Below are 17,825 nucleotides of genomic sequence, written 5' to 3' on the forward strand. Positions count from 1 at the left end.
AGTCCGTTCTGGTCAATGCGCTTTACCCGCTCTTTTAGTTTTTTAGCGTAATTGTGATTCCACCTTTCGACGCGTTATGCACTTTTGCATGAAGGTCAATCGTTAAACCCGGCACTGTGTTCATTAGCTCTACTAACGCTTCTTTTTGGTCTTTATCGACTGTGCGTTCTAAGTAGGTGCGAGCTGGCTCTACTTTGTTGTCCGGCATCATGCTATTCATGTAATTGTTTGCGTCTGCCACGGTTGGTGTGAATTTGAAATCAATATCTCCAACAGTAACTACTACAGGTTTTGTCGCGAAAGTTGGTTTAGTGCTCATGGTGTTTCTCTCTCTGGTTGTTCGTGCTTAGCACGCCATTTCAAATAGTCTTCAATTTGGTTATCGCACTCTCTCAGTGCGCTTTTTAACTTGGGAATGTCTTCGCTGACCACTTCCGGCCAAGTGCCTTTTACTTCTGGTTTAAAGCACGGTACCAACAATCCGGCAGGTGGCAGTTTTACGATCACCTGCGTTGCAACAGTTTCAGTAGGGTTCGCGCAAGCGGTCAGTAACAGAACGAGGAATAGAACACTGAATATTTGCCAGTTCGGCTTTAAGTGCTGCCATGTCTGCATTGAGTTTTTCCTCTGCGGCTATGTGTTCCCGTTGTCTCTGAACTAACAGGTTGTTGGCCTGTTCGCTTTCACCCTTTAAGAATTCAATGGTGGTTAAGTTGGTTTTGTTATCCGCTTGGGCTTTGGCGAGTTTGTCACTCAGTGCTTTTTGCTCTAATTGGCTAGCATCAAGCTTTAACCACAACACCCAAACAGTGACCAACAGCGCCGCCAGTGCGCCCCACTTAATCCACTTCCATGCAGCGAGCATATTCAAGCCCTCGCCTTGTAACTAAGCCTGCCAATTTCTTACCACCGCCATACACCCAATAAGGCAACTCGTTACAGGCGGCTTGGTAATCACCTTGCAGTGCGTAGCGGTAAATTCGTGTTGATGAACGGTCAGCGTTTCGCATAAACCGAACACACCCAGTATTAAAGGCAAAGGAGGTCAGCGCATCGAACTGCCCTTGTGTCATGGGCTTATTGGCGGCAGCTTCCACTTTGCTAATACACCGTTCGGCTTGCTGTAAGTTCTTCACCCAATCAATGGCGACTTGTTCAAGCGTCACTGATTGGTCAGGCACATCAACGGTGTTACCAATGCCATTGGTGACTAAACCAGCCGGACAGGTGTATGGATTTAACTGGCAACCTTCTGCGTTGCCTGTAATTCCCAATCCTTTAGGGCTGATGCGCAGCTCGCCTAGGTTTTGTTCTTGAATGACGACTTCACCCACTGGCTGCGTTAACTGCTCGCCATAAAGTGCAGCGCCACCTGTGACCAAACCGATCACGGCTGCAACACTGCAAATTATTCGTTTAGCCATCTTCATTGATATAAATCCCTTTCTCTTTGGCGATGTTCTGCATCGCTCGTTTGTGCCAAATGTTTGCAGCCAAAGCAGCTAAACCGATAACGATAGAAACCCACTGCTCAATGGTTAACATGCCCAATAAAACGCCTGCACCGGACATGAGATAAACAATGTAATTGGTGATTTTGTCGTACCACTCGTTCACTCTTCACTCCCGTTCTGCCTGACAAGCGGTGCAGTATTGGCACCCCTCTATTGCGTCTCTGCGACCTTGTGGAATTTCTTCCCCACATTCCAAGCAGTGTGTTTGGCTTTCGGTGTTGGCAGAGGACTTTGCCCCTGCCAAGTGGTTAGCCATAGCCATTTGTTGGAATTTGGTTTCCGTCGCGCTTGCATCATCACAAAAGTCCATTGCGCCCCTTAGCTAATCAGGCCGCGTGTATCTTCTTTCGATAGATACGGCACACCGTTGATATTCACGAACAGCGGGCTAGTGACGAAACCTTTCAGTTTGCGAGTGGTTTTGTCTGCGCTTTCAGGATCAACACTGAGAAGGTCAGCCAGCACGAACTTGACGCCAAACAGTTCCACTTTGTCTTCGTCTTCACCGTTATTGGCGTAGAACATCATGTCGTCGGGCTTGATGCCGCGGTAACTGCCTGCTTTCTTAGCGGCTTTGTGGACTTTCTTAAACTGATTAAGGTCTAGCTCTATTTCCACATCACAACTGACTTTGCCGTCTGTGTAGTCATCTGGAACACCACGAGTAAAAGCCACTTGAGATTCATCGTTAATGGTTGCTGTTGCGTTTTTAACGTGAACGTATTCACCAAACAGCGTGGTATCAAAGCTGCGACCAGAATAACGGCTCATGATGTAGCTCCTTGTTTAATTGAAATAGCGATGGTGATTTTTACCGGGCAGTCATATGGCTGAACGCTCATGTAGATCTCTACGTCGGTTTTGTTCACCCACTTGATGTCGATGTCTTCATCTTCCGGCGGCAAGATTTCACCTGGCACACCTGTTAACGCCATTTCGCGCAGGTCTTTGGTGAAGTAGAGCTTCGCCGCTGCCGTACTTGATGGCGTTGAGTTAAAGGTGCGGTCAGCGATTCGAGCAATACCGCGAATTCGCACTTTACGCGCAGCTTTCATGGCGACACGAATATGACGAATGTCTTGATAGTCACCGCCTGCAACATCAAGCGTGCTGCCCGTTGTCCAGTACTGCCCTGCGTAATCTGGGTACCACATCGGCACTGAAATGCGGTTTTCGTTGAGTAGCTTTAGGGTTGCTAGGTCTAACGCTTTGCCGTTCTTATCGGTCATGAGATCAGTACTGCCAAGAACGCTACCCGTTTGCACACGCGCAGGTGAATCAGCCAGTGACACTTCTTGGTTAGCCAAACGACCTGCGTATTTGCCTAACGTGTCGCCATCTGCATGAACGTTCGCGACAACAGAGACATATTCGCTCGCAATGCCATTGACTAGTGCAACGGTGGCGGCTTGCCATTCTTCCCACGTTTGACCTGCGTCTGGGTCGTTGTTGATGATTGGAAGTTGGCACAGCACCCCCACTTCACGCCCTAATGAGCTTTTCAGTGTGGTACGAAGTGCAATTGCAGACTCGATAATGGCTTTGTCTGCATCGAAGCCAAGAACGAAGAACTCAAAGCTAGATGTTTCATTTGCTAGTTTGATGGCATCTTGCCAGTTGTCAGCTTCGTCTAGGATCATGACGCCAGCCGTCCATTCGCTCTTGCCGTTTAACTGAGCGGCTTGAACAATGGCTAAACCTTCTGCGCTTGCGCCTGTGAGTTTGGCTTTAAGGTCGGTTGTTGAATCAACGACGATGAGGTTACGGGTTGTACCTTCCACCACGCCATGAATGACATAGAGAAAGTGGTATTCCACGCCTGCAATCGGGCCGTTCATCAGGTTTAAAATTTTGATAATAACGGTAGGCCATGCCATGTTATTCGCTCCTGTTTCGCTTGAGTTCCCGTTTAATCATGATGGCTAGCCGTTTAGGGCTCACTCCGATTAATCGGCGTTCTGGTCTTCCCACTTCCCAATCACGAGCTGGCATTTTGTTTTCCAGTTCCTGAATGGTTTTTGCTGCTTCCCCCACTGTCATGTTTTCTTTTATCCATGCCAGTGTTGGCTTTTTGCCTCGCTTTTGGCGTCCTTGAGGTTTCAAGCGAAAATCAAGATCACGCAATACTTTGGCTTGTTCTTTGGTGGCTGGGTCGTTCTTGTTTGGTTCTTTGGCTTTCTTTGCCTGACGCTTACGAGCTGACAATCCGCTTTTCTGCGCTAAACCATGTTGATGTTCATATGCCACTTTGCCCCGAGCACTCGGCCAACCAACCAGCAGTGTTTTGTTATCGTCGCGCTGAAAGTGCTTGAGTTTTTGGGTAAATCCCCTAAGCATTTTCTTGCGACCTTTCTTGCGCTTTGACCATTGGCGACCTTCCGGGTCACGCTGTGCTCTGATGTTCTTGCGAGTGGTTTTCGCTATCTGAGCACCGATTCGTTTAAGCATTTTCTGGCGTGTTTTCTTATCCAGATTCAACACCGCTAGTTGCTCTTTCAGCCTCAGATAACTGCGTTCATCCGCTTCAATCTTCAGCATGTTTGATCACCACATCACGTAGGTTCTCAGCCACCCAAATTTCGTACTCTTCAATCGACCAGCGTTTCTTACGCCAGTAGATGTTCCCGTTTTCGTTTTCAACGATTTTGATAGGTTCTTCGAAGACGATTTGGATCAGCACTTCGGCGTTCTGTTCGTCTTCCACAACCACTTCAACTTCTGGGTCTTTCAGTTCACCAAGCTGTTCTTCGCGGTCTTTGTCGTTATCCATCAACCATGCAGCTACATTGGCAAACAACACCGCAGGGTCGTATTTCTTGAACGGCAATCGGTCGATAAGAAATTCAGCCGTATAACGTTGGTAAGCGATGTCCATCCCGCGCCCCATATTACGAGGCGAAAGAATCAGCTCGATATTGCCCATCTCCGCATCGAGCTTTTGCGCGATTTGCTTACCTACGCACTGTTCAATAAAAGTGCGTAACGCCTGCATTTTGTAACCAACGCGATAGCTCATATCAGCTCCATAGATGAACGTTTAAGCCCTTGCATATGACGAATGATTCGTGCCGCTTCTGCCAACAGCTCGCTTTTTATTTCCAGCGACCTTTCAGCAAGGTGATCACCTTCTTTCTTTTGGTGAACCGTTGAGAAATCCGGTAACAGATCAGCTTTAGCGCGTGCAAAGACGGCAGATTCATATTGAATAACGACACGGTTTTTCGTATCGATAACCGGAAAGGCTTCTATGTCACTGGCTTTGGCGATGCCCTCTGCCAAGTAGTTGGCTTTCAGCATTTCAAGCTCAAGGTTGACGGAAGCAACAGCATTGGCGACAGCAAAAGCAATACGTTCATCATCCTGCGCGGCAGGTGTTCCACGCTTGCGTTCAAAATCACCGGCATTCACGTCTGGCCAGAAACCATCGTTTGTGATCACCGTGTTTTGATAACTGTCGTCTGAACCGTCAAACATTTAGGCAACTCCCAACGCTTGGTCTTTTGCTCTTTCTGAAGCAATGAACATCAAGAACATGCCTACCATCAATACGCTGCCTGTAATCCAGTAGTTCCAATAAACAAACGTAAAAGCGATCATTGAAATCACTAAACTTCTGATGCGGTTTATCCGAACCTTTTTAGGATTCTCTTGAATAGCTTTAACAACAGGTTTTAAAACCTCATCACTAAAACAACCTAAACCTGCGATGATTAACACAACGACTTCAACCCATGCCCATAGCAAAAGTACATTCACTACCCCATCAGGAATTAACCCTCTTGCGTTGGTAGATAAGACACCAATTGCAATCAGCAATTTAAGGATGTAGCCAATTAGGTTTGTCATTACGTTTACCTTCTTAAATAAGTGCGCTCTAGCCACTGGGTCGACGGTATAGCAATTAACCACGCAGGTTGTTGCAACCTCGCCAGCCGAGCGCGGCGGCGTAGGAGTCTTTACACTCGGCCTTCTTGAATGGCGCGAATACGCATATCAATCTGACCGATTTTGGTTTTCACACCACACTTGCTGTGAACTTCTAATGCTTTCAGTAAGAACACTTTCGCCTTTTCAAGCTGCTCAACGGTACCAACTTGACTTGGCTGAGGAACGCCTTGGTCGTTCAGCAATAGTGAGTACCCTGCAAACTTAAGCCATTCTGCATAGAGCTTTTCAGGCACTACCCATTTACCTTCCAATAGCTTGGTAAACACGGTGCTGAAATAAGGGTCTACCGATTTACCAATGGCTTGCTGGCCCACTGACCATTCCAATACTTCACGAGCCATAAACGTGGGCCATGTGCATTTGAAGTTTTCAGGCGTTGGCAGTTCTTTCTCAATGGCTTTTTCACACCACTCCAGAGCGGTATCAAAGTCATTGGTATCAACTAACCACACAATCAAATCGGTGAAGATTGGGTTTTGGTAGCTTTCCCCTGCTTCAAGGTATTGCTCTGCAACAGGCTTGTATTTCGGGATCAGCACTTCACGCTTGTGGTTGACCTTTTGCGCGATTTGCACCAAATCTTTGAGCTTGAGTTTGTCTTGCTCAAACTCAATCAGGCGTAGGTGAAGGCTGTCCAAGTTTGCAGTGGTGTCACCCACCACTGCATGACTGGCTTGCTTCGCATTTAGTAGCGCATCACGCTGTTTTTTTAGTGGGCTAACCATAACTTACCGCCTTATACCGCTGGTTCTTCAGCAATAGTGACCGATTCAATAGCCGCGAACTTATCAAGGTCGCCAACTGCATAACCTTCCATACGTAGGTATGAGTTTTCGTATTGCTTGCGGTCTTCTTCGTTTTTCGCTTTACGCCACTGGGTACCTTTTTGCGTAAGAACTTGTAGGTTCTTCAGGCTTGTTACCCAGATTTGGTCGGCAGGGAAAAACGGAGGTGTGTACGCTGTCATACCTGCAATGGATTTCGACAGTTTCTGAGCTGCTTCATGCTCTGTTGGTTTGTCTGCGGCTTGCAGTAAGCGGTGCTGTTCGGCTGTCACCAAATCAGAGCCGACAATGACCACTAAATCCGGTGATGATTGGTGAACCTGATGGATCACATTGCGTTTTAGGTCGTTCGCTAGTGCATCCAAGTTTTTGTATGAATCAGCGGTTGCACCTGTTGGGTCAAGAATGGCAGCAGCAAGCACTTGCTCGGCTTTTTTCTCTTTCACCAGTTTTAGCCAGCCTTTGTTGACATCTTGACCTAGTGAGTTAGCAACAGGGTCTGTTGTTGCAGCGATTGAAATGCCGTTGAAACCTACTTTCAGGATGTCCAACGCAAAGTTGCGCGTCATAGCTGAGTTCATCAACTTAGTGAATTCGCCCACATTGCCAGAGTTCGCCCACTGAGTTAGCAGTTCCCATGTAATCGCAGCACATGAATCGGTTTCGACCAATTCATACTCGTTACCACCAATTCCTAATGCAGAACGGAAGCGGCCACCACTAACACGACCAGTCAGCAATTTACCTGTGCCGACATCCACCACTTGGCCTTTGATTTGGTCTACCGACAGCATTGCAATCATTTTCAAGAATGAATCTGATTCCATGATCGCTTGGCGAAGTTTGGTTTCAATAGGTGGCGCAATAGCAAACTTGTGCTCTACATTGACACCTTCAACTGCCGCCGATTTAGCAACCGCTTGGCTGTATAGCTGTAGGAATCTTGTAGCTTCGTTACTTAAACTCATTTATAGAGCCTCCACGGTTACAGCGCCTGAACCATCTTCTGCCGGACGTTGTCCGTCTGTTTCACCAGATAGCGCTTTAAATTGGTTAGCCAGTTCGTCTTGCTTAGTAGCCATGCCTTTAAGCTGTTCACTTAACTGGTTGAATTGCTCTGCCGTGATGCCAGTTTCCTGACCGCCAGAGGTTTCTTCGGTTGTTGTTTCTTCACCGCCTTCTTCAGGCTTTTGCTGTGTAGAGAAAGTGTTGAACTTCTCTTCTAGCTCACCCTGTTTGGTGCCGATGGCAGTAATACCGTCCATCATTTGCTTGAACTGTTCTTGGTTCATTGGTTCTTCGTCCTCTGGCTGAGAATCAGTTGGTTCTTGTGGCTGTTCGCCACCTGTAAAAAAGGCTTTGCAGTATGAAAAGAATTTGTCTGAGCGAGAGAAACAGTCGGCCAAGTCGATTTCTTCTAGTCCGTCTGCTTCAAAGGAGACTTCTACTCCATTACCGCGAGAGAATTTGAGTTGCGTTGTACCTGTGGAGGCTGGGGAGTCAGTCACAGCTAGACCTTCTAAATAGCAACGCCCCTCACCCTTGTAATCGGGATTCGGTTCAATAGAGGTGAAAAGCTTTTGTTCGTCTTTGTTTGCATCAATTAAGTATTGGTTTGGCGTAATTTTGGCAAACAAACGTAGCTTGTCGTCTTTCACTTCCGCTTTGAGTTCTTCAACCACGCCCCAGTTCTTACCGTCATATGGTCCCCAAGTACTGCGGTAGTGTTCCGGCCAAATTAGTGCGGTGTATTCACTTTTCGAATACAACGCTGCCATGTCGTTTATCCACGACTTGGTAATTTTGCGCCCGTCTACGGTGCTTCCTTCGGTGGCAACGATGACCCAATCACTGGTTTTCGGCATGGTTTAACGCTCTCAGTTAATGCGGTTTTCTATTGATGTGTGGCAACCATACGCCGATAGAAAAGTGCTTTCAGCCACTTGTGTTCGGGTGAATTCGGATAGAGCAAAAAACGGAATTTTCAGGAATTTTAGTAGGCGAATCAGGGTGTTTTGAGAGCGTATGATTCAGGCATGGCATATTCTCCCGAATTACGACAAGCCGCCCGAGCTCTCTATTTGAAAGCATGGACGCCACGCGAAATCGCCGACGAACTGAACCTGAACAGTGACCGTATTATTTACCACTGGGCAGATAGATACGGTTGGCGCGATATGTTGCGTGAACAAACGATTGATGAAGCTATCTCAAACCGTATCCAAACCTTGCTTGAAATCGAAAACCCAAGTAAGCCGCAACTGGATATGTTGGATCGGCTGATTAACCATCACGTCAAACTTAAGAAACTTCGTGCAAGTGAGCTGCCGAAAGAACCGAGCGAAAGTGGTCAATATTCTGCCCAAACTGGTACACAGAATGGTAAAAACGGTTCATCGACGCCTTATTCTGGTAAACAAACAGGTGAAGGTGGTAAACAAGCAGGTTCCAGTGGTAAACGTGGCAAGAAAGTTAAGAATGATGTCAGCGAGATCACTGAAGAGTGCTTTAAGCTTTGGCATGACTCTCTGTTCAAGTATCAGGTTGTTATGCGCGACAACCTGCATCAGCGTATTCGTAACATTCTTAAATCGCGTCAGATTGGTGCTACCTATTACTTTGCAGGTGAAGCGTTAGAACAAGCTATTCTCACTGGCGACAACCAGATATTCCTTTCCGCTTCTCGCGCTCAGGCTGAAGTATTCCGACGTTATATTGTGGCGTTGGCTAAAGAGTTTTTAGACTTAGAGCTTTCCGGCAACCCGATGACACTTTCCAACGGTGCCGAACTGCATTTCCTTTCTACCAATGGCAAAACCGCACAGAGTTACCACGGCCACGTTTATGTGGATGAGTATTTCTGGATTGGTAAGTTTGATGAGTTAAACAAAGTTGCTTCTGCAATGGCAACCCATAAGAAGTGGCGTAAAACCTACTTCTCTACGCCATCGAGCAAGATGCACGCTGCCTACCCGTTCTGGACAGGTGATAAATGGCGCGGCGATAAATCTACCCGTAAGAATATTGAATTCCCAACCTTTGACGAACTGCGTGACGGTGGTCGTTTATGCCCTGACCGTCAATGGCGGTATGTGGTTACGATTGTCGATGCCGCGAATGGCGGCTGTGACCTTTTCGATATTGATGAACTACGCGAAGAATACAGCGAATCAGATTTCGATAACTTGTTCATGTGTGTGTTTGTTGATGGTGCGAGTTCTATCTTCAAGTTCAACAAGATCACCAAATGCATGGTGGATACTTCGCACTGGCAAGATTTCGACCCACGCAAAGCGCGACCATTTGGTAACCGCGAAGTATGGCTGGGCTATGACCCTTCACGCTCTCGTGACAATGCGGTGTTAATGGTTGTTGCTCCGCCGATTGTTGAAGGTGAAAAGTTCCGTGTACTTGAAAAGCATTCTTGGCGCGGGCTCAGCTTCCAGCATCAGGCCAGTGAAATCAGCAAAGTATTTAAGCGCTATAACGTCACCTACCTGGGGATTGATATCACAGGTATAGGCGCAGGTGTTTACGACCTTCTGCATAAGAAGCACCCACGTGAAGCTGTAGCAATTCACTATTCAAATGAAAATAAAAACCGCTTGGTCATGAAAATGATTGATGTGATAGAAGCCGAGCGTTTGCAGTTTGACAATGAACACAAGGAAACGGCTATGGCCTTTATGGCGATTAAGCGTGTTTCAACTCAAAGCGGCAACATGATGACCTTCAAGGCAGACCGTAGCGAACTCGTCGGCCACGCCGATGATTTTTGGGCGCTTTCCCACGCGCTACTCAACGAACCCCTTGATTACAACAACCCGACTAAATCGACATGGCAGATGGCAGCATGACCAGCAAATCTAAAAAATACGCAACACAACAACACGTTTCTTCTCACGAGGAAGACGACAAAAAGTCTGTGATTGAGTTTTCCGCTTTCCCAGAGTCCGTCGATAGTAATAGTTGGATGACTGATTATTGCGAGCTGACTTACAACGATGCAGACAACTACTGGGAGCCGCCTATTTCGTTAAAAGGCTTGGCAGATATTGCCAATGCTAATGCGTATCACGGTTCAATTTTGAAAGCGCGAGCCAATTATGTGTCTGCGCGTTTTCTTGGTGGCGGCAATATTGCCGACCATCTATTGAACCGCGCTTGTTGGGACTATTTCGGTTTAGGTATGGGAGCATTTTTAATTCTTCGTAATGGGTTTAAGCAGCCTATTGGCTTATATCCGCTACCTATGATGCACATGCGTAAGCGTAAGAACGGCAACTTCGTTCAACTTCTGCGTGATTATGAGTTCAAAGATTACCGTGCGGAAGATGTGATTTTCATTAGTCAGTATGACCCACAACAACAGGTTTATGGTTTGCCGGATTACTTAGGCAGTTTGCAAAGCAGCTTGTTGAATAAAGACGCCACTATGTTTCGTCGTGCTTACTACAAGAACGGCGCTCACATGGGTTACATCTTCTATTCTACAGACCCGAATCTAAGTACTGACGATGAGAAAGCGATCAAAGATGCGATGCGTAATTCACGCGGCCCCGGTAACTTTCGCAGTATGTACGTGAATATTCCGAACGGCAAAGAGAAAGGTATTCAGTTGATTCCGGTGGGTGATATTGCCACCAAGGATGAGTTTGAGCGCATCAAGAACATTACCGCGCAGGATATTTTTGTAGGGCATCGTTTCCCACAAGGCATGGGCGGTATGACGACCCAAGTTGGCGCGAATGTACCGGACCCGATCAAGGTGAGCACGGTTTATGACAAGTATGAAGTGGTACCCGTTTGTAAGCTGTTTATGAAAGCGGTAAACGAGCACCCAGAGATTCAGCGGTATAAGCAACTGCACCTGAATTTTGATTTAACTATTGGTTATAGCGAAGCCTAAACCCTTTATACGAAACTGTACAAAAACACAGCTAGTTGACGTATGATTAGTAAGTCAGTCAATTAGCTAGGTTTTTTGTTTATGCGCGTGATATGCCCTGAATGCGGATGTAAAAGTAATATTCAGAAGTCGAACAGGCTGTCGAACAGCCATGCCGATTTGTATTGTTCATGTACTGACCCAGAATGCGGTCATTCCTTTGTTATGAACCTTTCGTTCAGCCATTCCCTTAGCCCGTCTGCGAAAACAACTAGCCAGTTGGCTTTTGATTTGGTGAAGGCGTTGCCGCCAGAACAGCGACAACAACTCAAACACCAACTTAGCATGCTATAAACGAAACGCAGGGCTTTCTTGTTCGTCTGCCATTTCAAGAATGGATTGAATCTTTTTCACTGCTTCCGTATCCAACAAATGAGGGTTGTCTTTAATCAGCAGCCCTAAGATATACACCCCCTCAACCGCACGCCTGTTCTCACTAGTACTAAGCGAAACCCCATCCAGCACGACATCAAGAGCGCGTTTAAATCGTTGTTTTTGTTCTGACATATCAATACCCTCACCAACACCACTGGAAATATACTGTATATTTATACAGGTTTCTACAGTGGTTTTACTGGTGATGATTTTTTCGCGATGTCGATCATTGTTCAGTTTGGTGTTCATGAGATTCTCCACGTTGGTTTTAAAACCACGCTAACACGTCTTTTTTATTTCCAAAGTCGATGCATTAGGCGCAGCTATGCTTAGAAAAAACATTACGCTTGGGAGAGGTTTGAAAGGAGGGTTAAGAAGATAGTGCCAGTTTAATTTTTGGTGTCAAATTTGCTTGGTTTTGCCAAATTCATGTTTAAACGACATTGGAATTTTTAAACATCTCTTAAATGGTGTTTAAACAACGTTTAAACGCGGTTTAAATTTAATATTAACTCTGCCAATTTCCACCCTTAATAAAATCAACAAGTTACAAATTTACGTAAAATACTTTTTTAAAATTCGTTTAAACATGAAGCCCATCACAAAGCCTCGAAAGTTGAGCACTGAAGGCGCGAATAATGAGCATAAAAAAGAGAACCCGTATTGGGTTCTCTTTTCATTTGGTTTAGTTAGGTGATTGTACAAATGGATTCGGGCAAAGTTCTAGGTCAGCACAGTTTCTATCTGCAATCTCTTCGATTAGTGGATACTCTTCAATCAAATCAAAAATAGATTTTCCTTTATGTTCATTGCTGTATTGAATACCTTTTGCAAACCAATAATCAATTTGCCTAGATAAACACCATTTCGCAGTTCCTTTAGTTGGCTTTCTTAAAAGCTCATCCAAATCTTCAGAATCAACATAACCACCTGTCATATCATCAGCGACACCAACATTGTCAAAGAGATAGCACCAGTCTTTAAACACTTCATCGTATGTCATGATTTTCTCCTTTCCTGCTTAGTCTTACCAACCACTCGGACTCTTGGTCTCGAACCAAGATGCCTTTTTCAATAGCAGCCTCAACCAAGTGTGATGCGCGATTGTAGCCAATACGCATGTAACGTTGGATTCTTGAAATGCTAAACGATACACCTTGCAGTTCTGGCGTTTTCTGTAGAGTTTCCAAGTCGCTATTTAGCATTGGATAAGTCATTAGCATTCCCCTTTTGTTAGTAGCTTCACAGAACTAAGCGGTTTATCCCAGTCCACCCAGTTCAAATTGCAGTGGTATCGAGTTTGAATGAACATTGATATTTTGGTTTGTTTCATTCTTCTTCATCCTCATCGCATTCAACAAACAACTCCCCATCGTCTATCGCCTCTTCACATACAGAATCAATAAAGCGCCCAAACTTAGAGTCGTTTTCTAGTGCATCAAATTCATTCGCAAAGTACTGAAGCATTTCATCACGATCAGTTATTTTCCCAGTGACGTTTGTTGTCACTCCCATCTCAAAAGCGTTTTCGAGATACTCAGCAGGGATTACCAGAACTAGCTCATCTCGTGTAATAGCTTTTACGACTCTGTTCTTCCGCTCACTATCTGAGGAAATCATCAAGCCAAGTTTTTCTTTTACGGCTTCATTGCTAATGATGGTTGTTGGCATCTCTTTGCTGTACTCCCATATTCCATCATCGGCAACTAATACCTGTCCGCTTGTGCCTGTATAAACATCGCGTGATACAGCTAGCCCAAGCGGATGCAATATTTCACGGTTGATTCGCTCAACAAGCCCAAGTTCTGACATTTGATTCCAGTTAATTGATTTCATGGTGCGCTCCCTAGTGCATTCCAAGCATGATTATTTGTTGTGTATGTTTCTTGATTAGCTCCAAAGCCATGCCTTTAATCACTGGATGACAGTAGGCTGGAGAATCTACGTAAATTTTCTCGAATACTTTCGACTCAATGGCTTTCCTTAAAAGAGCCATATTTTCGCTACACACCACCAAAGCTTCAGATTCTGAATACATCTCTTCTACCTGTTCAGTTGGAACAAGGATAAGGTCATTCTCGGTAGCCTGACGCATGATGAAAGTTGACGCACCAACTTGACGACCAACGTTGATGTTGACCGTGCCAAACTGATAAACAAACTCTTTCGGCTCGTAGTATTTATCGTGCCCATCTTTCAACAGGCTATTGGTGTAAGCCGTGTTCATGTCGATCACGGATTTGTATGTATCTGTTATGTCAATCATTTGCTCTCCTTACACCAACGGCCAGTCGTCCACATATTCGAAATGTGAAAGCTCTGGTTGTTGGTAGTTCTCTTCAGTTAATTGGATTTGCTCCGGTTCTGGCTCGGTCACTTCACCTAACCAACTTAAATCTGGCTTGTATTCATTGCGGTAAACGATTTGGTCTGGGCGTCGTTGTCCATCGCCAAGGTTTAACTTGACGCTTTTCTCTTCTGTAACCCTTACCCAGTGACCTTGAAGTAGATGCTGACGTATGTTTTCGGTGAAATCATGGTCAGTTATCAGCCTGCTTATCTCGTATTCCACTAATGGATCTAAAGGTCTTTCGTTATCACTGGTAACTTGTTCGCCCGGCGGGTGCGTACAGTTATTGACAGAACTCCGAGAGGCGACAAGGTCGCCCATAGCGGTCGCTGCGCTCCCTTGGGTGGACGCTTCAACTTCTGCTGACTCATTTACCTGTGTGCGTTTGCGTTGAATTTTCCAAGAGCTTGGGTTCGCTGTTGCTTTGATAACTTCGTACTCTTTCTCTTGGCGTGCCTTAGTGGCTGGCTTCTTGGTAATGCTCCAATTCTTTGTGCGTGTTTTCACTTTTACGCCTGAAGCGTCAAAACCTTCGAGTTTGCGAACGGTTTCACCGTGCGGTGAAGCAAACGGCAATTCTTGGTATACGTTCTTAATCGCTAGATTTTCACGCGCGACAAAAGGACCACCTTGCCCCATGACGTAACCTTTAAAGTCGCCTTTGTCTGCGGCTTCCATTGCGGCTACTGCACTGTCGTTTTTGTTGTCCATGCTTGGTTTGTAATTCTCACCCAACATGATGAACAGACGCTTAGCATCAAAACGCTTTGAATCTTTAAGCAGGTGATCAGGAATAGCAGGTCCAACAAACTTCTTGTTTGGGTTGCGCTCCATATCGAGGTAAATATCCAACATCTCACCACGGCTAAGCGTGGTTAGGTATTCCATGAAGCTGGCTTTGTCTAAATTGGCATAGCGGCGCAGTTCGCGATAAGTGGTAACAGGCGCGCCACCAAAGAACTGGAACTGACGAATACCCCAGCGAGACTTCCAAGCGGTGACGTTCTTCGCCATGTCTTTCACTGATTTGCCCGTTTCATCAGAAACAAGATCATCCATTGCATAGCCGTCAATGTTCTTGGATATGTATTTCGCTATGTAGCCTGTAGCGGTGCCTTGATTCGGGTCGATGAATTTCACATCACATCGAGCTTTGTAGTCGATATTGAGCATGGTCACTTGGTTGTGCATGCTGGCCGCTCGCACCAAATCAGGAATTTCCACTTCTGGTCGTAGGTTTGCCACTTGGCAAGGGAAGTCTTTCGCATAGATTTTACGAGGCACTTTAAAGCCGTTTTTCGACTCTATCACTGGCGCACAGTACCGAGCGGCTTGATACGTCACTGGGTAGTAAAGGTCGGCTTTTTTGAATAGCTCCATTGCATCTTCATGTACTGCGTAGCGAATGAAAATGTCTGATGCGGCTAGCGCGTCTTGCGGCTTAACCCATAACAATAAATGCCAATGCGGAGTGCCATCGTGATGCGGCTCGGCTACTCGCAAACCAAACCAACGAATACCATCTCTATCCAGCTTGGCGCGAATGCGTTGCCAAACGTTATTTAAGTAAGCTTGTGTTTGTCTAGGGCTAGCGCCATTCCAGTGGGGAATAAAGCCACCGCTTTGGTAGCTGTTGTGGTATTTGCCCGGAGCAGTCAGCGTAAGGAACATACCTTGCAGGTTCAGTAAGCTGCCAATATCCTCATAACCACGGCAACGCGCCATTAACTCATGACGCAAAATCGCAGGGTTTGAAATGCTTTTCAGAACCATGTTCAACAGTTCGGCTTCTTCACCTGTTTCTTGCTCGAACAGCATCCCGTTTTTGATGAACTCCCAGTTCTTTTCTTTTTGCTCTTTGTGTTCCTTCAGGCAATCCCACGAACAATAAGATGATGCACGAGCAGACACTTGCCCCATTGCGATCGCCAAATGTTCACGCATGGTTTTACGAATTCGCTTAAGGCGGTTGAATAGCCACTCGTCGCTTTTCATCTTCGACATATCCGAAGTAGCAGAAAGCCAAGTTTGCTTCTTGTATGTGCGAGGGGGAGTAATGCCAAAAGAAAGCAGGAACTGAGCAAGCAGCTCATAAACTATGATCATGGCTTGTTCTACTTCTTCGTCGGTTTCTTGTTGGTATTGAGTGCTGAGAATCTGCATTTTCTTGTTCATGATGCACGATAGCTTGAATGCCATGTCTTTGAGTTCGTCACGCTCAAGCTCTGCCAATATGCGGTTTTTGGCAGGTTTGGCATTTTTCTCGATCTGCTCAAAATCAAAGCCAAGTTGTTTAGTTTCAGCGTATTCAAAATCACTTAGCTCAACATCGTATTCTTTGTTGAGCGAAATAATCTTATGTGTGGTTGGCAGGTGTTTGTATTGCTCCAGAACCAAACGAACCCTAGCTTGTGCAGGGTGCATTTTTTCACGCAGGAATGTGTTTGCTGCGCGGTTGCCGTCTTTGTTCAGAATCGACAAATAGCGCTTGGCAAAGTATTTGGTTAGGTAATCTGGCAGGTCTGCAAAATAGGTGCGATACCATTCGAAATCTAACTTATTCGCCTCATAAAGCTTACGTTCGATAACAGTTAAACCATCAGGCTCTTTTTCAAACGTTAAACGTTGACCAATTTGAACAGGCTGTGCCGCTTTATCCTTGTTGCGTGACCATTCAAGAAATAGCTGATGTGTTCTTTCTTGCTCGTACTCGCTAGCCTCAAGCGCAAGCAACTCGTTCTTATCATATTTGTGGTACCAAGAAATCAGGCGCTCACTGTTAGTCAGCTCCTTGTTCTGTATGCGCCTGCTTTTCTTGGTTGCGTAAGTTGAGATAGTCATACGAAGCACATACCTGTGTCGCAGAACTGATCAAAAATATCTTGTTGCTTTGGCTTGGTGGTAAAGATGATTTCACCAAGTGGGACACCTGATTTATTTAAGTACAACCAAGGAAAATCTTTTTGCAGTTCCTTTTCGAACTTGCAAGCCGATGCGAAATCTTGTGGTACATTTTTCTGCATCCATAGCCATTCTTCGTCATGTCTATTTGGACACATCCAACACGCTGAACGCGGCGGCTCAGGTAAGCCAAGATCTTGAACAATCTGTATAGCTTGCTCTCTAAGAATCTCAGCTTCAAAAAGCGGATAGCGTTTCTGCCATTTACCTGAAGGGTACTTAACGCGACTTTTCTCATCGAAAGACATTCCAATCCAAAAATCAACACCGCGCTTGGTTAATGCTTTTTCACCAAAACGGTGATTTAGGTATTTGCGAATTGGTTCTACTTTCCAATGAGATGAACAGAAACCGGGTTGTTTCCCTAGCATCCCATTTTTATCTCTACCATTAAATTCAGTAAAAAATGCAGGTAAAACCGTATCGTCATCACTGGCTAATGAAATGTCGTTCTTAACCCAGTCTGATTTAGGCACTATCACGAACTCAATCCCCATTTCGTCACAAAGAGGTTTGATGTATGTCTCGTGGTACTCGAATACGTTGCTGGCTTCTCTCTCTGTATCAGCCATGACGATAAGATCAGGTTTAGGAAGCGCTCCTTGATAAATGAGCACCACCATACAAATAGACTGTGTACCACCACCACTAGACACTACTTGCAAGCGCTTAGAGCGTGGTATGAATTTTCTTCGTAATTCGAGACTCATACTTCCCCCAGTTCCTGAGTTGTCACCAACATAAAGCCGCCTTTGCCGCGCCCTTTGCTGATGATTCCTTTTTCACGTGGATGCATGACGACACAATCAAGATCACTGCATGCTTGGTTAACTGCGTCCTGCATTGAGTCGAAATCACCAACTAAAACGTTGGCGACTTCTTGAGTGTCTTCGTGGCGAATCACTCCGCCCTCTGGGCAAAGTCTTACTGCTGCGTATTCCATA

The 17,825-nt window shown here is 45.6% G+C and carries 26 protein-coding genes; 3 read left to right on the top strand and 23 right to left on the bottom strand.

Annotation, left to right across the window (positions count from 1 at the left end; translation table 11 throughout):
• Positions 1-34 precede the first annotated feature (34 nt).
• From ACRQQK_RS05350 to ACRQQK_RS05420, 15 genes are all read right to left on the bottom strand, one after another.
• Positions 35-319 carry a putative phage tail assembly chaperone gene (locus ACRQQK_RS05350; RefSeq protein WP_102953840.1) on the bottom strand — a complete coding sequence of 95 codons (285 nt, stop codon included), beginning with the start codon at positions 317-319 and terminating at the stop codon, positions 35-37.
• A complete protein-coding gene (lysC, locus tag ACRQQK_RS05355; RefSeq protein ID WP_457510335.1) occupies positions 316-615 on the bottom strand; it encodes an Rz1-like lysis system protein LysC in 300 nt (99 codons plus the stop codon). Before lysC ends, ACRQQK_RS05350 begins: the two co-directional genes overlap by 4 nt.
• Complete coding sequence (locus ACRQQK_RS05360; protein WP_457510336.1) at positions 524-865, bottom strand: hypothetical protein; 342 nt, start codon at positions 863-865, stop codon at positions 524-526. The genes lysC and ACRQQK_RS05360 overlap by 92 nt, the downstream gene beginning before the upstream one ends.
• Positions 840-1,430, bottom strand: coding sequence for a lysozyme (locus ACRQQK_RS05365; RefSeq protein ID WP_457510337.1), 591 nt, complete (start codon positions 1,428-1,430; stop codon positions 840-842). The genes ACRQQK_RS05360 and ACRQQK_RS05365 overlap by 26 nt, the downstream gene beginning before the upstream one ends.
• Positions 1,417-1,617 (bottom strand): hypothetical protein, encoded by a 201-nt coding sequence (locus tag ACRQQK_RS05370; RefSeq protein WP_102953838.1) that lies wholly within the window; start codon positions 1,615-1,617, stop codon positions 1,417-1,419. The genes ACRQQK_RS05365 and ACRQQK_RS05370 overlap by 14 nt, the downstream gene beginning before the upstream one ends.
• 3 nt (positions 1,618-1,620) lie before the next feature.
• Positions 1,621-1,824, bottom strand: coding sequence for a TraR/DksA C4-type zinc finger protein (locus ACRQQK_RS05375; RefSeq protein ID WP_457510338.1), 204 nt, complete (start codon positions 1,822-1,824; stop codon positions 1,621-1,623).
• An 8-nt stretch (positions 1,825-1,832) separates the two neighbouring features.
• Positions 1,833-2,285, bottom strand: a complete 453-nt coding sequence (locus tag ACRQQK_RS05380) for a phage protein (protein ID WP_457510339.1) — start codon at positions 2,283-2,285, stop codon at positions 1,833-1,835.
• Entirely contained in the window at positions 2,282-3,391 is a 1,110-nt protein-coding gene (locus ACRQQK_RS05385) for a DUF2586 domain-containing protein (RefSeq protein ID WP_457510340.1), read from the bottom strand. The genes ACRQQK_RS05380 and ACRQQK_RS05385 overlap by 4 nt, the downstream gene beginning before the upstream one ends.
• A gap of 1 nt (position 3,392) precedes the next feature.
• Positions 3,393-4,052, bottom strand: coding sequence for a phage virion morphogenesis protein (locus ACRQQK_RS05390; protein WP_457510341.1), 660 nt, complete (start codon positions 4,050-4,052; stop codon positions 3,393-3,395).
• A complete protein-coding gene (locus ACRQQK_RS05395; RefSeq protein ID WP_457510342.1) occupies positions 4,039-4,530 on the bottom strand; it encodes a phage tail protein in 492 nt (163 codons plus the stop codon). The genes ACRQQK_RS05390 and ACRQQK_RS05395 overlap by 14 nt, the downstream gene beginning before the upstream one ends.
• Positions 4,527-4,988 (bottom strand): head completion/stabilization protein, encoded by a 462-nt coding sequence (locus ACRQQK_RS05400; protein ID WP_457510343.1) that lies wholly within the window; start codon positions 4,986-4,988, stop codon positions 4,527-4,529. The genes ACRQQK_RS05395 and ACRQQK_RS05400 overlap by 4 nt, the downstream gene beginning before the upstream one ends.
• Positions 4,989-5,360: a hypothetical protein gene (locus ACRQQK_RS05405; protein ID WP_457510344.1), complete on the bottom strand. Its 372-nt coding sequence runs from the start codon at positions 5,358-5,360 to the stop codon at positions 4,989-4,991.
• A gap of 110 nt (positions 5,361-5,470) precedes the next feature.
• Complete coding sequence (gene gpM, locus ACRQQK_RS05410) at positions 5,471-6,187, bottom strand: phage terminase small subunit (protein ID WP_457510345.1); 717 nt, start codon at positions 6,185-6,187, stop codon at positions 5,471-5,473.
• A gap of 11 nt (positions 6,188-6,198) precedes the next feature.
• Positions 6,199-7,215 (bottom strand): phage major capsid protein, P2 family, encoded by a 1,017-nt coding sequence (locus ACRQQK_RS05415; protein WP_457510346.1) that lies wholly within the window; start codon positions 7,213-7,215, stop codon positions 6,199-6,201.
• A complete protein-coding gene (locus tag ACRQQK_RS05420) occupies positions 7,216-8,112 on the bottom strand; it encodes a GPO family capsid scaffolding protein (protein ID WP_457510347.1) in 897 nt (298 codons plus the stop codon).
• Positions 8,113-8,283: 171 nt separating this feature from the next.
• Between ACRQQK_RS05420 and ACRQQK_RS05425 the strand changes: the two genes are divergently transcribed.
• The 3 genes from ACRQQK_RS05425 (at position 8,284) to ACRQQK_RS05435 (ending at position 11,489) form a co-directional block, all read left to right on the top strand.
• Positions 8,284-10,104: a terminase large subunit domain-containing protein gene (locus ACRQQK_RS05425; protein WP_457510348.1), complete on the top strand. Its 1,821-nt coding sequence runs from the start codon at positions 8,284-8,286 to the stop codon at positions 10,102-10,104.
• Complete coding sequence (locus tag ACRQQK_RS05430) at positions 10,086-11,156, top strand: phage portal protein (RefSeq protein WP_457510349.1); 1,071 nt, start codon at positions 10,086-10,088, stop codon at positions 11,154-11,156. The genes ACRQQK_RS05425 and ACRQQK_RS05430 overlap by 19 nt, the downstream gene beginning before the upstream one ends.
• A gap of 81 nt (positions 11,157-11,237) precedes the next feature.
• Positions 11,238-11,489 carry an ogr/Delta-like zinc finger family protein gene (locus ACRQQK_RS05435; RefSeq protein WP_102953826.1) on the top strand — a complete coding sequence of 84 codons (252 nt, stop codon included), beginning with the start codon at positions 11,238-11,240 and terminating at the stop codon, positions 11,487-11,489.
• Here the strand turns inward: ACRQQK_RS05435 and ACRQQK_RS05440 are convergent.
• The 8 genes from ACRQQK_RS05440 to ACRQQK_RS05475 form a co-directional block, all read right to left on the bottom strand.
• Positions 11,484-11,819 carry a hypothetical protein gene (locus tag ACRQQK_RS05440; RefSeq protein WP_457510350.1) on the bottom strand — a complete coding sequence of 112 codons (336 nt, stop codon included), beginning with the start codon at positions 11,817-11,819 and terminating at the stop codon, positions 11,484-11,486. The two genes, ACRQQK_RS05435 and ACRQQK_RS05440, sit on opposite strands and share 6 nt — an antisense overlap.
• 436 nt (positions 11,820-12,255) lie before the next feature.
• On the bottom strand, positions 12,256-12,573 hold the full coding sequence (locus tag ACRQQK_RS05445; RefSeq protein WP_457510351.1) for a hypothetical protein: 318 nt from the start codon (positions 12,571-12,573) through the stop codon (positions 12,256-12,258).
• Complete coding sequence (locus ACRQQK_RS05450; RefSeq protein ID WP_457510352.1) at positions 12,560-12,787, bottom strand: DNA translocase FtsK; 228 nt, start codon at positions 12,785-12,787, stop codon at positions 12,560-12,562. The genes ACRQQK_RS05445 and ACRQQK_RS05450 overlap by 14 nt, the downstream gene beginning before the upstream one ends.
• 112 nt (positions 12,788-12,899) lie before the next feature.
• Positions 12,900-13,406: a DUF7415 domain-containing protein gene (locus ACRQQK_RS05455; RefSeq protein WP_457510353.1), complete on the bottom strand. Its 507-nt coding sequence runs from the start codon at positions 13,404-13,406 to the stop codon at positions 12,900-12,902.
• A 10-nt stretch (positions 13,407-13,416) separates the two neighbouring features.
• Positions 13,417-13,836, bottom strand: coding sequence for a hypothetical protein (locus tag ACRQQK_RS05460; protein ID WP_457510354.1), 420 nt, complete (start codon positions 13,834-13,836; stop codon positions 13,417-13,419).
• 9 nt (positions 13,837-13,845) lie between these two features.
• The gene (locus ACRQQK_RS05465) at positions 13,846-16,761 is read right to left on the bottom strand and encodes a replication endonuclease (RefSeq protein ID WP_457510355.1); all 2,916 of its coding nucleotides are present in this window, start codon (positions 16,759-16,761) and stop codon (positions 13,846-13,848) included.
• Positions 16,758-17,591, bottom strand: a complete 834-nt coding sequence (locus ACRQQK_RS05470) for a hypothetical protein (protein ID WP_457510356.1) — start codon at positions 17,589-17,591, stop codon at positions 16,758-16,760. The genes ACRQQK_RS05465 and ACRQQK_RS05470 overlap by 4 nt, the downstream gene beginning before the upstream one ends.
• Entirely contained in the window at positions 17,588-17,824 is a 237-nt protein-coding gene (locus tag ACRQQK_RS05475; protein ID WP_457510357.1) for a hypothetical protein, read from the bottom strand. Before ACRQQK_RS05475 ends, ACRQQK_RS05470 begins: the two co-directional genes overlap by 4 nt.
• Between the last annotated feature and the right edge of the window lies 1 nt (position 17,825).

This window comes from Vibrio sp. C8, from assembly GCF_054051265.1.